The following is a 14550-nucleotide window of genomic DNA, read 5'->3' on the forward strand; positions in this document are numbered from 1 at the left end:
GCGGGTTCCTGTTCTTGTTTTTAAAGGGCAACAACAATCAACTGTGGGCGCTGGCTTGCCTGCGATGGCGGTGTCTCAAATACAGGTTTGCAAACTGACACTCCGCTATCGTAGGCAAGCCAGCTCCCACAGGATTATGTGCGTTGTAGGAGTCAGGGTTGCAGCACGACCTTGAGCGACTTGTCCCCACGCTCCATCACCGCAAACGCTTCCTTGAAGTCCGCCAGTGCAAATGTATGCGTCACCACGTCGCGCATGTCGATCTTGCGGTTGCCGATAAAGTCGATGGCACGCGGGTACATGTATGGCCCCAGGTGCGAGCCGAGTATGTCCAGTTCCTTGCGGTCGCCGATGATCGACCAATCTACCGTGGCCTCGTCATTGAAGACGCTGAATTCGACGAAACGCCCCAGCTTGCGCAGCATCGCCAGGCCCTGGTTCACCGCCTTGTGGTGCCCGGTGGCCTCGATGTAGATGTCGCAGCCGTAACCGTCGGTGAGCTCGCGGATCTTGGCCAGCACATCCACCTCGGCCGGGTTCCACACTTCGTCGGCACCCAGGCGCAGGGCGAGGGCGGCGCGTTCGGGTTTCATGTCCAGCACGATGAGCTTTTTCGGATTGCGCAGGCGCACCGCGCCGATGATGCCCAGGCCCAGGGTGCCGGCACCGGCGACCACCACGACGTCGTCATGGTCGACATTGGCGCGTTCCGCCGCGTGCAGCGAGCAGGCCAGGGGCTCGATCAGGATCGCTTCGTCCGGGGCGATGGACTCCGGCACTTTGTGGACGATGCCTTCCTTGGTGAAGATCATGTACTGGGCCATGGCACCCTGCACATTGTTCTGGAAGCCATAAAGGTCGTGTTTCTGGCACATCCAGTACTGGCCGTGATTGCAGAAGCGGCAGCCCCAGCACGGCACGATCTGCTCCGAGATCACTCGGTCGCCCACCGCCACGCCGCGCTTTTCCGCGCCTGGGCCCAAGGCAACCACGCGGCAGACGAATTCATGCCCGGGGATCATCGGCGGCTTCACGTAGCGCGGTTGCTCGGCATCGCCCCAGAACGACGGCGCGCCGCGATAGGTCTTGATGTCGCCCATGCAGATACCGCACAGCTCGACCTTGGTGAGGATCTCGTCCGGGCCGGGCATGGGCACGTCGACGGTTTCCAGGCGGTAGTCTTCCGGGCCATGGCAGACCACGGCCTGCATGGTTTTCGGGATGACCGGGGACAGGTGTTCAGGTGTGCGTTCGGTGACGGTGGACATGACAAAACCTCACGACAAAAAAATGAATTACTGAATGCTGTAGCCGCCGTCGATCACCATGTTGGCGCCGGTGATCATTTGCGCGGCGTCGCTGAGCAGGTACAACGCCAGCCCGGCGATTTCTTCCGGCTGGGCAAAGCGGCCGGCGGGGATCTGCAACTTGGCCTTTTCACCCACTTCACCGGCCCAGGCTTTCTTGCCCAGGGCGGTCTCGACGATAGTGGGGGAGATGGCGTTGACGTTGATCTGTGGCGCCCACTCCATGGCCAGGACCTTGGTCATGCCGACGATGGCGGCCTTGCTGGCGCAATAGGCGACGTGACGGTCCAGGCCGATCACGGCGGCTTGGGAGGCGAGGTTGACGATGCGCCCGCCACCGTTGGCGAGCATGTGCCGGGCGCAGGCCTGGGCGACGAAGAAGCTGGCCTTGAGGTTGATGTCCAGGGTGGTGTCCCAGGCGCTTTCGCCGACATCGATGGCTTTGTCCAGCAGCACCACGCCGGCGCTGTTGATCAGGTAGTCCAGGCGCTGGAAGTGTTCGAATACGCGGTCGACCGTGTGCTGTATCTGGCCGATCTGGCCGAGGTCGACGGCAATGCCCAGGTGCCCGGCACCGAGGCTGGCGGCCACTTCGACCACGGCAGGGTCGCGGTCGAGCAGGGCCACGCGTGCGCCGCGCTCAGCCAGCAGGCTGGCGCAGGCCAGGCCGATCCCGGCGGCGCCGCCGGTAATCACCGCGCAACGGCCGGTGAGGTCGAAGGCTTGGTTCCAGAATCCAGACATGAATGACTCCTCTTTCAAAAGCACTGAAGATCCAATGTGGGAGCTGGCTTGCCTGCGATGCAGGCACCTCGGTGTGTCAGTTACACCCGGTTGATGCCATCGCAGCGGTGCGGCGATCCGACAAGCCAGCTCCCACACTTGACCCTATTTCAAGTCAATACCTACTTACCGCCGCTGACTTGTTTGTACAGCGCATCGGCATTGGCATTGGTGACTGGCACCCACGGCAGGATGTAGTTCTTCGCCGTGCCGTCCCCCCATTTCACGTCCTTGCCATACCGCTCCCAGATCACCGACTGCGGCTTGTAGTCCTTGCCCGCCAACGCCCGCAGTGCCACATCCAGTGCGCCCTGGGACTGGGCCTGGGCGTCTTGCAGGAAGGTGGTGACCTCGTCTTTCTTCGCCGCCTGGATCGCATCCGGCATGCCGTCGATGGAGGTCACCGGCACGTCCTTGGAGGTTAGCCCGTGGGACTTGAGGGCCTGCACCGCGCCGAGGGCCATGTCATCGTTCTGCGCAATCACCCCGTTGATGCCCTTGGGGTGTGCGTTCAGCCAGTCTTCGGTGAGGGTCAGGGCTTGGGCGCGGTCCCAGTTGGCGGTTTTCTTTTCGATGATCTTGATGTCCGGGTGCTTGCCCAGTACTTCCAGCTCGCCTTTTTCCCGGTCGATCTGCGCCGATTGGCCAATCGGGCCCTGGATGATCACCACATTGCCCTTGCCATTGAGCTTGTCGACCATGGCCTGGGCCTGCAGGCGGCCGCCCTCCACGTCATCGTTGCCCACGTAAGGCACGGCGGCATCGGCTACTTTCGTATTGGAGGCGATGACCACCACGTCGTTGCTCATGGCTTGCTTGACGGTGCCCACGCCGGCCTTGGTGTCGATGGGCACGAAGAGGATGGCGTCGTAGTGCTGGGTCACCATGTTTTCAATCTGGTTGTTCTGGGTCAGGGCGTCGTAGTTGCCGTCGAACACGGTCAATTGCACGGTGCCGTCCTTGACCGCCGGGTGTTCCTTGAGCTCGCGGACCCAGTTCTGCATGAACTGGCCCTTGAGGCCGTAGACGGCGGCGCCGATCTTGTAAGTCTTGCCGTCGGCGGCGAAGGCGATACTGCTGGCGAGCAGGGTGAGGGTCGCCGCGGCGGCCAAAGTGGTACCAAGTTTCATGAGTAGAACTCCGGTTATTGTTGTGGGTCGTTCTCTAGCGTTTTTTCTTGCGCCACACGTCGATCAGTACTGCGAACACGATGATCAGGCCCTTGGCGACCTGCTGGTAATAAGAGGACACCCCGAGCAGGTTCAGCCCGTTGTTGATCACGCCGATCAGCAACGCGCCAAACAGCGTGCCGACAATGCTGCCGGTGCCACCCGAGAGGCTGGTGCCGCCGATCACCACGGCGGCGATGGCGTCCAGCTCATACGAGACCCCGGCCTGGGGCAGGGCGGAGGTGGTGCGGGCCGAGAGCACCACACCGGCCAATCCGGCGAGCAGGCCCGAAACCACGTACACCGAAAACATCACCTTGCGCACACCGATGCCGGAGGTGCGCGCGCTCTTTTCATTGCCGCCCACCGCGTACACGTAGCGCCCGTAAGTGGTGTAGCGCAGCACCATCCAGAAGATCAGCGCGACCACGGCGAAGATCACGATCGGCACGCCAATCGGGCCGATCTTGCCGATACCCAGCGCCAGGTAGGCGTCGGGCAGGTCAGTGATCGGGCTGCCGTCGTTGAGAATGAAGGTCATGCCCCGCGCGATGCTGAGCATGCCCAGGGTGGCCACGAAAGGCGGGATCGACAGGTTGGCGACCATGAAGCCGTTGACCACGCCGAGCATCGCACCGGCAAACATTCCCGCGCTGACCGCCGCCAGCAGGCCGTAGCCCTGGGTCGCGACCATGGCGCTGCACAGCCCGGCGAAGGCCAGGATCGAGCCCACCGACAGGTCGATGCCCTTGGTCAGGATCACGTAGGTCATGCCCACGGCGAGGATGCCGTTGATCGAGGTCTGGCGCAGGATGTCCATCCAGTTGCGCCAGGTCATGAAGTATTCGCTGGAGAACGCCATCACCACGCACAACAGGATAAACACCAGCGGCAGGCCGAAGCGGTCGAGGGACAGGCGCAGGCGGTTGCGCGGCGGGGCAGTGATGGGGGCGGTAATGGAGGTTTTGGCATTCATGAGGCAAGACTCAACAAGGCTTCCTGGGAAAGGGCGGTGTCGGTGCTGATGGTCACCAGCCGGCCGCCTTTGAATACGGCGATGCGATCACTCAGGTGCAGCAGTTCCGGGGCTTCCGACGACACCACGATGGCGGCACCACCGGCCCGCACGAACTGGTCGAGCAGGTGATAGATCTCCTGCTTGGCGCCTTCGTCGATGCCACGGGTCGGCTCATCGCAGAGCAGGCACACCGGCTCGGTGGACAGGCATTTGGCGAGCACTACTTTCTGCTGATTGCCACCGCTCATGGAGGCCACCGGCAGTTCCAGGGAGGAGGTCTTGATCTGCAGGCGCTTGACCATGTCTTCGGCCAGCCGTGCTTCTTTGCGGGCATTGATCAGCGACCAGCTCGACAGGCGCTTGTAGGCCGACAGCGCGATGTTGGAAAGAATGCTGCCGGTGAGCACCAGGCCGCTGTCCTTGCGGTCTTCGGTCACCAGGGACATGCCGGCGTCAATCGTGGCTTTGGGCAACCCCACCGGCATGGGTTTGCCTTGCAGGGTCACGCTGCCCGAATCGGCGACGGTCAGGCCGTAGATGCAGTTGAGGAATTCGCTGCGCCCCGAGCCCATCAGGCCATAGATGCCGAGGATCTCGCCCTGGCGCAGTTGCAGGCTGATGTCGTGGAATTCGCCGGCGCGGCTCAGGCTATCGACCTGCAGGCAGGTGCTGGCAGCGCATTCGCGGCCGACCTTGTGGTCGATGCGCGCCAGTTCCTGGCCGACGATGCCGCGCACCAGGTGGTTGCGGTCGATGTCGGCCATGCGTCCGCTTTCCACAAAGGCGCCATCGCGGAAGATGCTGTAGTCGTCGGCGATCTGCGCCAGTTCGCTCAAGCGGTGCGACACGTACACGATGCCGGCGCCACGAGCGGTGAGGCGGCGGATCGCCTTGAACAGGGTCTCCACTTCGCGTTCGCCAATGGCCGAAGTGGGCTCGTCCATGATCATCACCTGGCAGTCGTGGCTGAACGCTTTGGCGATTTCCACCAGTTGCATCTGCGCCACGCTCAGGCGGTGCATGGGGCTGGTGGCGTCCACGTCGAATTCGAGGCTTTCGAGCAGCTCACGGGTGCGGCGGTTGAGGGTCTTGTTGTCGACGATGCAGCCGGCGCGGCGCGGTTCGCGGCCCAGCCAGATGTTTTCGGCGACGGTCATGTGGGGGATGGGTTCCAGTTCCTGGGTGATCATCGCGATCCCCGCCGCGAGGGCTTCACTGGGGCGGTTGAACTGGACGGGTGCGCCATTGAGCAGAAGGGTTCCGGCGTCGCGCTGGGTAATGCCCATCAGGATGCTCAGGAACGTCGACTTGCCCGCGCCATTGCCTCCGCACAACGCATGCACGCTGCCGGCCCGCAATGAGAGGCGCCCGTCACGCAGGGCGGGCACCCCGGCGTAAGCCTTGGCGACGTGTTCAGCCTGGAGCAGTAATGGCGTGGCCATCGGCGTGTCCTCGTGCTGTGAATTCTTATTAGGTGCACAGTCGTGTTGCCCTGTGAGCATATGTGTATCAAATGAAATTCTGATCAGTCAATCTCTTTCACTGAAAAGGTGTAAATGTCATTTTCATGGTCATTAAGCGCTTTATATGGGGCTTTGACTGGCGAGTCAGTTAAAACTCGCTTGACAGAAGGGGGTGATTGCTTGCGAAATGAATGAGCGAAATTTCACTGAATGATCATTTGATCAGTCAAAAGCAGATCACGGCAGCGGAGCCAGACGCCATGAACACACCTTTCCCGGTGGCTATCGGATGCGACGAAGCGGGTTTTGAGCTCAAAGAGCTGTTGAAGCGCCATATCGAGGCCCTGGGTTACCCGGTGACCGACTTCGGCACCCATTCCACTGCGCCGGTGCTCTACCCGGACATCGCCCTGGCGGTTGCCACCGCCATCAATGCCGGGCAGCAACGCCTGGGGGTGCTGGTGTGCGGCACCGGCATCGGCATGGCGATCTCGGCCAACAAGGTCCTGGGAATCCGTGCGGCCCAAGCCCATGACACCTATTCGGCCGAGCGAGCGCGCAAGAGCAACGATGCGCAGATCCTGTCCATCGGCGCGCGGGTGATCGGCGCAGAGCTGGCCAAAAGCATCGTCAAGGCGTTCCTGGAGTCGGAGTTCGAGGCGGCGCGTTCCGGGGCCAAGGTCGAGCGCATCAATGCCATCGAGCGCGATGGGCATCAGTAGTGGACGGAACGGGGCAAGAGTCGGGAGAATGTGCCTTTGACGCCGAAACGGAAGCCCGTCCCCATGAGTGACAGTACCCAGCGCATTGCCAGCGATATCGATCAAATGACCGAAGTGGCGATGCTCTATTACCTTGAGAACGTCACTCAGGAAGCCATCGCCAAGCGCTTCGACCTGTCGCGGGCGAAAGTCAGCCGCTTGCTCAAGCGCGCGCGTGATGAAGGGATCGTCGAGGTGCGCGTGTTGCAGCACCCGGCCATGAACAATGAGCTGGAGCAGGCCTTGGTGCAGCGCTTCAAGCTGGACCGCGCCCTGATTGCCGTCGACCACAGCGACCCCGACACCCAGCGTTCGGCCGTCGCCAGCCTGGTGGCCAACTACCTGAACAAGACCCTCAGCGACGGCATGATCGTCGCGGTGGGCATGGGGCGCAACGTCGGCGCGGTGGCCGACAACGTGTTCCTGCCGGTGACGCGCAATTGCACATTTGTGTGTGCCATCGGCGGTTCGCTCAAGGCCGGCGAGTACATGAATCCAGACCACATCTGCCGGCGCCTGGCGCTGCGTTTCGGCGGCGAAAGTGAAAGCCTGTATGCCCCGGCCCTGGTGGCGAACCCGGAACTGCGCGGGGTGCTGATCAATAACGACACGGTACGCTCCACGCTGGATCGGGCACGGCGCGCGGACATTGCGCTGATCGGCATCGGCGACATGAGCGAGAACAGCAACATGGTGCGCATGGGCTGGTTCTCGCCCCAGGAAATCGCCCAGGCGCGGCTGTCCGGCACAGTGGGTGACATGATGGGCTATGACTTCATCGACATCCACGGGCAGCCGGCGGTCAACGCGATCCAGGGGCGGGTGATCGGCCTGACGGTGCAGGAGCTGTTTCGCATCCCCGACGTGGTGGCGATTGCCAGCGAGAACACCAAGGCGGCGGCGACCCTGGGCGCATTGCGCTCGGGGGTGATCAATACGTTGGCGACCACGGTGACTAATGCGCACACCATCCTGGCACTGGATGACGCGACGCGAAAAACCTGAATCAGCACAGATTAAAAAGTGGGAGCGGGCTTGCTCGCGAATTACGGTGCATCAGTCAATCTATAGGTCGACTGACACACCGTATTCGCGAGCAAGCCCGCTCCCACACTGGTTTTGTATGTGCTTGAAGTACAGATCTTGTAATAGTTTTGCGTTGTAGGAAATTTGTGTTTCGACTGTACGATTCAAGTCCTTTTGTCATTTCAGGACTTGCATGAACACCCTCTCGGAGCCTCCCAGTCGTCTTTCCCCAAGGCATCCACTGCCGCTGTTCCCGCTCAAGCCCCCCGTATTCCGCCTGCTAACCTTGTCCCGGTCCACTGATCGCGCATTGCCGTGCCCGGCATTCTGAACACCTTGAACACAGAGATTCTATAAATGGAATGGTTAGCGGATCCAACGGCCTGGCTCGGCCTGTTGACCTTGATTGTGCTGGAACTGGTGCTGGGCATCGACAACCTGGTGTTTATCGCGATCCTGGCGGACAAACTGCCACCGGAGCAGCGTGATCGTGCGCGGTTGATCGGTTTGTCCCTGGCACTGCTGATGCGCCTGGGCCTGTTGGCGAGTATTTCCTGGTTGGTGACCCTCACGCAGCCACTGTTCGAGGTGTTCGACAAAAGCTTCTCCGGCCGTGACTTGATCATGTTGTTTGGTGGTGTGTTCTTGCTGTTCAAGGCCACCATGGAATTGCACGAACGTCTTGAGGGCCATGTGGCCCAGCGTTCGGGCAATGTGGCCTATGCGATGTTCTGGCCGATCGTGGCGCAGATCGTGGTGCTCGACGCGGTGTTCTCCCTTGACGCGGTGATTACCGCTGTGGGCATGGTGGACGAGTTGGCGGTGATGATGATCGCGGTGATCGTGTCCATCGGCCTGATGATCGTGGCGAGCAAGCCGCTGACCCGTTTCGTCAACGCCCACCCGACGGTGATCATGCTGTGCCTGGGCTTCTTGATGATGATCGGTTTTGCCCTGACCGCTGAAGGCCTGGGCTTCCATATTCCGAAAGGCTACCTGTATGCGGCCATTGGTTTCTCGATCCTGATCGAAGGCTTCAACCAGCTTGCCCGCGCCCGCCGCAAGAAATCCGCGCAAGGCGTATTGCCCGTGCGCGAGCGTACCGCCCATGCGGTGATGCGCTTGCTGGGCGGCCGCAGCCTGGCGGTGGAAGAGGTGGGTGAAGACGTGGCCGATCTGCTCGGCGAGCCGGATGCTGCGCAAGGCCCGCTGTTCGACCGACGTGAACGCGTGATGATCAGTGGTGTGCTGCAACTGGCCGAACGGCCGATCCGCACGCTGATGACGCCGCGGGCCAAGGTCGACTCTATTGATCTGGCAGACGATCCGGAGACGATCCGACGCAAATTAATGCACTCGTCCTACTCGCGATTGCCGCTGATCCGCAACGGTGCCGTGGACGAGCCCTTGGGCTTCGTGCACAAAAAAGAGTTGCTCAAGGAATACCTGGCCGGCAACGAGCCGAACCTGGAGCACCTGGCACGTCGTGCGGTCAACCTGCTGGAGAGTTTCTCGGTGCTTAACGCCTTGGAGCAGATGCGCCAGGAATCCACCCACATCGCCTTCGTGATCAACGAATTCGGTGACTTCATGGGCGTGTTGAGCATGACTGACATCCTCGAATCCATCGCCGGTGAGTTGCCCGACGCCAGCGAAATCGAAGGCCCGGACATGGTTGAGGAGGGTGAAGGTTTTCGTGCCAATGGCGCATTGACCCTCAACCAGGTGCGCCAACGTACCGGCTTCCAGGCCGTGGCGACCGAGGACTACCAGACCCTGGCCGGCCTGGTGATGAGCTTGTTGGACCGCCTGCCGGTGGTGGGCGACAGCCTGGTGCATGAGGGCTGGCGCCTGACCGTCGCGGCGGTGGAAGAACGACGCGTAACCCAGGTGCTCATGACGCGTGAAACGTAAATCGATCCTTGCCCTCATGCTTTGAAATATAGAGCGCCTGATCAGCCTTGATCAGCGCCTGGTTCAATGTCTCACCGTCCTCCACCCGGGCCAGGCCGATGCTGATGGTCACCGGGTGTTGGGTCGGTTGCTCGCGCACGCGCTGGCAGAGCAGGGTGGCCAGTTGCTCGACGTCGCTTTTGCGCACGCCGGCCAGGTAGATGCCGAACTCTTCGCCGCCGAGGCGCGCGTAGTCGTAATCGACCATCACCGCCTTGATGTCCTGGGCTACGCGCTTGAGCACTTCATCGCCGATGTCGTGGCCGTACACATCGTTCACTTTCTTGAAGTTGTCGATGTCAATCATCGCCAGGTAGTGATCGTGGGTCTTGGGCTGCTGGCTGAGTTTCTTGCCGGCGCTGGTCATGAACGAACGGCGGTTGGGAATTTCAGTGAGGGTGTCGAGGTAGGCCTGGTCCAGCAGCAGCCTGGACATGATGAAGTTGTGCAGCTTGGCCTGGCGCAGTTTCAGGAAGCTGTAGAGCGTCAGGAAGGTCAGAAACACCGAATAGAACGTCACCAGGGCGCCGCGCACTTCCAACAGGGAAAGGTGGGCCAGGTAAAACGGATTGAGCAACGCCCAGGTGATCAGCATTGTCGTGACAAACGACCAATGCTTGAGCGGTAGCACCGAGGCGCTGTAGAGGATGCTCGACGCTGCCAGGATCAACCAGCTGGGGTGCAGGTCCATTGGCAAACCTTCGATCAGCAGGCGCGTGCCGAGGGCGATGATGGCGACGAATACCAGGTTTATCCACTGGAAGTGCTGGGCGTTGCGGGTAAATCCCAGGGTAATGGTGTTGATGGTCAGCAGTGCCAGAAACAGCATCGAAAGCCCGGTAAAACCCTGGCCCCCCGGAAAGCTGACGATCAGGTCGAAGACCAGCCAGATGCAGATGCTGGCGATATAGATCAGCAGGCAGAAGGGCTTGAGTCGCTCGAAATCATGCTGGGCGAACTCGAGTTGCAGGGCGGGCGAGGGGTGTTTCTTGAGGACTTCGGCTTCAATGGTCTTGAACATTGCTGACCCTGGATCGGCTGAGACGGCATTGAGCAGCGTAGACGCTGGCCGGGGTCTCGCCAATCCAAGACTGGTCAGGCGTGCCCGCCAAATGCCTGCAAGAGCGCCCGGTCGCTGATTCCTTCAAATGTCTTCATCAGGTTGCGGTTTTGATAGATCAATAGCGTTGGAACGCGTTCGACATTCGGATGGCGGGGCGTATTTGCACAGTCGAGGATCAATGTTCATTGGCGTGCTCCATGCGGCAACTGGGCTAATGGGGGAAGCACTGATCGTCTACTGTCAACCTTCACAGGTAGTGGCGCTCACGCGTCCTTGTCGCGCTCGATGCGTTCACGCGCCTTGCGGGCCTGGCTTGCACACTTCCTGTATTCCTCATTGTCCCGAGAGGCCTTGGCCCGGCGGTAGCCGTGGTGGTTCTGACTGGTGTAGTCGGTACTGAAAGCGTCCTTGAGTTTGCGCAACTCCTCTTTGCATTCGCGGCGGTCTTTGCTGGCCGACGCATTGCCTGCCACGAGAAGGGACAGCACCAACAGGGTAATGCCAAATTTCATCAAAGCAGGTTCCTCATCTAATCGTCCCTGTAGGAGCCGGCTTGCCGGCGAAAAACGTCCAGACACCGCGTTAAGCCTGATGGCCTGCGTCATCGTTAACGACCATCGCCGCGGTGCGACGATTCGACAAGCCGGCTCCTACAGAGTTGGTATGTTCAATTTGCCTTGAGGCTAGCGCAATGCGTCGATTTTTCCACGCATGCCGGTGCACTGAGATCGTGCGCGGTAACACCGTTGTGGCGCACTCGTTTGGGGCTGTCACCGAGGCGTGGGGCCTCTGGTAGCAATCGGTTGCGCGGTGCTGGCGTAACGCCTTGTTTGGGGAGGATATTTATCTCACTGATTTATATGGAATTTATCCCTGAGATATTTTTCTGTTACGGCGTGTGGCACACTTTCTGCTGTCTATTCCGTTGTTACATACTAAGTTCCGGTATAGCGGAATACACAACTCCTGGAGTGCTTGTCATGCATCACCGACCTTCCGTGTTTAAAGCGTGTGTTTTTCTCTTCGCCGCATCGGCTTCCCTCGCAAGCGTAGTTCAGGCGGCGGACAGCAAGCTCGATGATGTGCTCAAGCGTGGGCACCTGATCGTGGGTACAGGCAGTACCAATGCGCCGTGGCACTTCCAGGGAGCGGATGGCAAGTTGCAGGGTTTTGATATCGACATCGGCCGCATCGTGGCCAAAGGCTTGTTCAACGACCCGAGCAAAGTCGAGTTTGTGGTGCAGTCTTCCGACGCCCGTATTCCCAACCTGCTGACCGACAAGGTCGACATGAGTTGCCAGTTCATCACCGTCACCGCCAGCCGTGCGCAGCAAGTGGCCTTCACCCTGCCGTACTACCGCGAAGGTGTGGGCCTGCTGCTGCCGAACAACAGCAAGTACAAAGAGATCGAAGACCTGCAAGCGGCGGGTGATGGCGTCACCGTGGCCGTGTTGCAGAACGTGTATGCCGAGGAGCTGGTGCACCAGGCCTTGCCTAAAGCCAAGGTCGATCAGTACGACAGCGTCGACCTGATGTACCAGGCCGTGAACTCCGGTCGCGCCGATGCCGCCGCCACCGACCAGTCCTCGGTCAAATACCTGATGGTGCAGAACCCAGGCCGCTACCGCAGCCCGGTCTACGCCTGGAGCCCGCAGACCTATGCGTGCGCCGTCAAGCGTGGCGACCAGGATTGGCTGAACTTCGTCAACACCGCGCTGCATGAAGCCATGACCGGTGTGGAGTTCCCGACCTACAAGGCCTCGTTCAAGCAATGGTTTGGTGTAGACCTGCCGGAACCGGCGATCGGCTTCCCCGTTGAGTTCAAGTAAATCGTAAACGCTGGGGCGTCGCTGACGGCGCCCCATTCAGGTACTGCCCACCATGAACTATCAGTTGAACTTTGCCGCCGTGTGGCGCGACTTCCCCAGCTTGCTGGCGGGGCTCGGCCTGGGCCTGGAGCTGGCGCTGCTGTCCATCGCCATCGGCTGCGTGATCGGCCTGATGATGGCGTTTGCCATGCTGTCCAAGCACCGGGCGCTGCGTGTGCTGGCCTCGGTGTACGTGACGGTGATCCGCAATACGCCGATCCTCGTGCTGATCCTGTTGATCTACTTCGCGTTGCCGTCCCTCGGGATCCGTCTCGACAAAATCCCGTCCTTCATCATTACCCTGTCGTTGTACGCCGGTGCCTACCTCACCGAAGTGTTCCGCGCAGGCTTGCTGAACATCCCCAAGGGGTTGCGTGAAGCCGGGTTGGCCATCGGCCTGGGCGAGTGGCGTATCCGCGCCTACATCACCGTGCCGGTGATGCTGCGCAACGTGTTGCCCGCGCTGTCGAACAACTTCATTTCGCTGTTCAAGGACACCTCCCTGGCCGCTGCCATCGCAGTGCCGGAGCTGACCTATTACGCCCGCAAGATCAACGTCGAAAGCTACCGGGTGATTGAAACCTGGCTGGTCACGACCGCGCTCTACGTGGCTGCCTGTTACCTCATTGCCATGCTGCTCCGTTACTTGGAACAGCGTCTGGCGATCCGTCGTTAAGGAGGGCTTTCATGTACGAGTCCCCAAGCTGGCTGCATGAGTTGTGGATCGCCCGGGATACCCTGTGGGCGGGCTTTCAGGCCAGTGTTTATGTGTCGGCCCTGGCGATCATCTTCGGCACCCTGATCGGCATTGTCGCCGGGTTGATCCTGACCTACGGCAAATTCTGGATGCGTGCGCCGTTTCGCCTGTATGTCGACCTGATCCGTGGCACCCCGGTGTTCGTGCTGGTGCTGGCGTGTTTCTACATGCTGCCGGCGCTCGGTTGGCAGATCACCGCGTTCCAGGCTGGTGCCGTCGGGCTGACGCTGTTCTGCGGCTCCCACGTTTCGGAAATCGTGCGCGGTGCGCTGCAAGCTATTCCCCGTGGGCAACTGGAAGCGGGCAAGGCCATCGGCCTGACGTTCTACCAGTCCCTGGGCTACGTGCTGCTGCCCCAGGCGCTGCGCCAGATCCTGCCGACCTGGGTCAATTCCTCCACGGAAATCGTCAAGGCCTCCACCTTGCTCTCGGTGATAGGCGTGGCCGAGTTGCTGCTCAGTACCCAGCAAGTCATCGCGCGCACCTTCATGACCCTGGAGTTCTACCTGTTCGCAGGCTTTATGTTCTTTGTCATCAACTACGCCATCGAGTTATTCGGGCGCTACATTGAAAAGCGGGTGGCCTTGCCATGAACCAACCTCAAACCAACCAACCGCTGCTGAATATCCGCGGCCTGCGTAAACAATACGGCCAGGTCGAAGTGCTCAAGGGCGTCGACCTGTCCATGCAGCGCGGCAACGTGGTGACGTTGATCGGCTCCAGCGGCTCGGGCAAGACCACGCTGCTGCGCTGCGTCAACCTGCTGGAAGAATTCCAGGGCGGGCAGATCACCCTGGACGGCGAGTCCATCGGCTACAGCGAAATCGCCGGCAAGCGCGTGCGTCACCCCGAGCGCGTGATCGCCCAGCACCGCGCGATGACCGGCATGGCGTTCCAGCAGTTCAACCTGTTCCCGCATTTGACCGCCTTGCAGAACGTCACCCTCGGCCTGCTCAAGGTCAAGAAGATGGGCAAGGACGAAGCCGTGGCCCTCGCCGAAAAATGGCTGGACCGTGTCGGCCTGCTGGAGCGTCGCAACCATTTCCCCGGCCAGCTTTCCGGCGGCCAGCAACAACGTGTGGCGATTGCCCGCGCCATTGCCATGAACCCGAGCCTGATGCTGTTCGACGAAGTCACCTCGGCCCTCGACCCGGAGCTGGTGGGCGAAGTGCTCAGCGTGATCAAGGGCCTGGCGGAAGAGGGCATGACCATGTTGCTGGTCACCCACGAAATGCGCTTTGCCTATGAAGTGTCCGACAAGATCGTTTTCATGAACCAGGGCCGCATTGAAGAGCAGGGCACCTCGAAGGACATCTTCGAACGCCCGCAATCGCCGCGCCTGGCGGAATTTCTCAAGAACATTCGTTTTTAATCAGGAGCAC

Annotated in this window: 14 protein-coding genes; 7 read left to right on the top strand and 7 right to left on the bottom strand. The window is 60.8% G+C overall.

Features of this window, described 5'->3' with window-relative positions; translation table 11 throughout:
• Positions 1–152 precede the first annotated feature (152 nt).
• The 5 genes from ACVWVP_RS05770 to ACVWVP_RS05790 all read right to left on the bottom strand — a co-directional run bounded on the left by ACVWVP_RS05770 (position 153) and on the right by ACVWVP_RS05790 (position 5719).
• The gene (locus ACVWVP_RS05770; RefSeq protein ID WP_457404672.1) at positions 153–1268 is read right to left on the bottom strand and encodes an MDR/zinc-dependent alcohol dehydrogenase-like family protein; all 1116 of its coding nucleotides are present in this window, start codon (positions 1266–1268) and stop codon (positions 153–155) included.
• Positions 1269–1295: 27 nt separating this feature from the next.
• On the bottom strand, positions 1296–2051 hold the full coding sequence (locus tag ACVWVP_RS05775; RefSeq protein ID WP_259171682.1) for an SDR family oxidoreductase: 756 nt from the start codon (positions 2049–2051) through the stop codon (positions 1296–1298).
• Positions 2052–2212: 161 nt separating this feature from the next.
• Entirely contained in the window at positions 2213–3220 is a 1008-nt protein-coding gene (locus ACVWVP_RS05780; RefSeq protein WP_259171681.1) for a substrate-binding domain-containing protein, read from the bottom strand.
• 34 nt (positions 3221–3254) lie between these two features.
• Positions 3255–4235 (bottom strand): ABC transporter permease, encoded by a 981-nt coding sequence (locus ACVWVP_RS05785; RefSeq protein ID WP_259171680.1) that lies wholly within the window; start codon positions 4233–4235, stop codon positions 3255–3257.
• On the bottom strand, positions 4232–5719 hold the full coding sequence (locus ACVWVP_RS05790) for a sugar ABC transporter ATP-binding protein (protein ID WP_457404673.1): 1488 nt from the start codon (positions 5717–5719) through the stop codon (positions 4232–4234). Before ACVWVP_RS05790 ends, ACVWVP_RS05785 begins: the two co-directional genes overlap by 4 nt.
• 281 nt (positions 5720–6000) lie before the next feature.
• Here ACVWVP_RS05790 and rpiB point away from each other — a divergent pair, with 281 nt between their 5' ends.
• From rpiB to ACVWVP_RS05805, 3 genes are all read left to right on the top strand, one after another.
• Positions 6001–6462, top strand: coding sequence for a ribose 5-phosphate isomerase B (gene rpiB, locus ACVWVP_RS05795; RefSeq protein ID WP_178922335.1), 462 nt, complete (start codon positions 6001–6003; stop codon positions 6460–6462).
• A gap of 63 nt (positions 6463–6525) precedes the next feature.
• Positions 6526–7506, top strand: coding sequence for a sugar-binding transcriptional regulator (locus ACVWVP_RS05800; RefSeq protein ID WP_177018287.1), 981 nt, complete (start codon positions 6526–6528; stop codon positions 7504–7506).
• A gap of 378 nt (positions 7507–7884) precedes the next feature.
• Complete coding sequence (locus ACVWVP_RS05805) at positions 7885–9441, top strand: TerC family protein (protein WP_178922339.1); 1557 nt, start codon at positions 7885–7887, stop codon at positions 9439–9441.
• Here the strand turns inward: ACVWVP_RS05805 and ACVWVP_RS05810 are convergent.
• Together ACVWVP_RS05810 and ACVWVP_RS05815 are read right to left on the bottom strand one after the other, a co-directional pair.
• The gene (locus ACVWVP_RS05810) at positions 9422–10501 is read right to left on the bottom strand and encodes a GGDEF domain-containing protein (RefSeq protein WP_178922341.1); all 1080 of its coding nucleotides are present in this window, start codon (positions 10499–10501) and stop codon (positions 9422–9424) included. The genes ACVWVP_RS05805 and ACVWVP_RS05810 overlap by 20 nt on opposite strands.
• Before the next feature lie 305 nt (positions 10502–10806).
• Entirely contained in the window at positions 10807–11055 is a 249-nt protein-coding gene (locus ACVWVP_RS05815) for a hypothetical protein (RefSeq protein ID WP_178922342.1), read from the bottom strand.
• 468 nt (positions 11056–11523) lie between these two features.
• Here ACVWVP_RS05815 and ACVWVP_RS05820 point away from each other — a divergent pair, with 468 nt between their 5' ends.
• From ACVWVP_RS05820 to ACVWVP_RS05835, 4 genes are read left to right on the top strand one after another with little or no spacing between them, the layout of a single operon-like run.
• Positions 11524–12372, top strand: a complete 849-nt coding sequence (locus ACVWVP_RS05820; protein WP_178922344.1) for a transporter substrate-binding domain-containing protein — start codon at positions 11524–11526, stop codon at positions 12370–12372.
• A gap of 52 nt (positions 12373–12424) precedes the next feature.
• Positions 12425–13087 carry an amino acid ABC transporter permease gene (locus tag ACVWVP_RS05825; RefSeq protein WP_176995730.1) on the top strand — a complete coding sequence of 221 codons (663 nt, stop codon included), beginning with the start codon at positions 12425–12427 and terminating at the stop codon, positions 13085–13087.
• Between the two features lie 11 nt (positions 13088–13098).
• A complete protein-coding gene (locus tag ACVWVP_RS05830) occupies positions 13099–13761 on the top strand; it encodes an amino acid ABC transporter permease (RefSeq protein WP_016976586.1) in 663 nt (220 codons plus the stop codon).
• Positions 13758–14540: an amino acid ABC transporter ATP-binding protein gene (locus tag ACVWVP_RS05835; RefSeq protein ID WP_065907741.1), complete on the top strand. Its 783-nt coding sequence runs from the start codon at positions 13758–13760 to the stop codon at positions 14538–14540. The genes ACVWVP_RS05830 and ACVWVP_RS05835 overlap by 4 nt, the downstream gene beginning before the upstream one ends.
• Positions 14541–14550 lie beyond the last annotated feature (10 nt).

The organism is Pseudomonas sp. TE24901 (assembly GCF_054058375.1).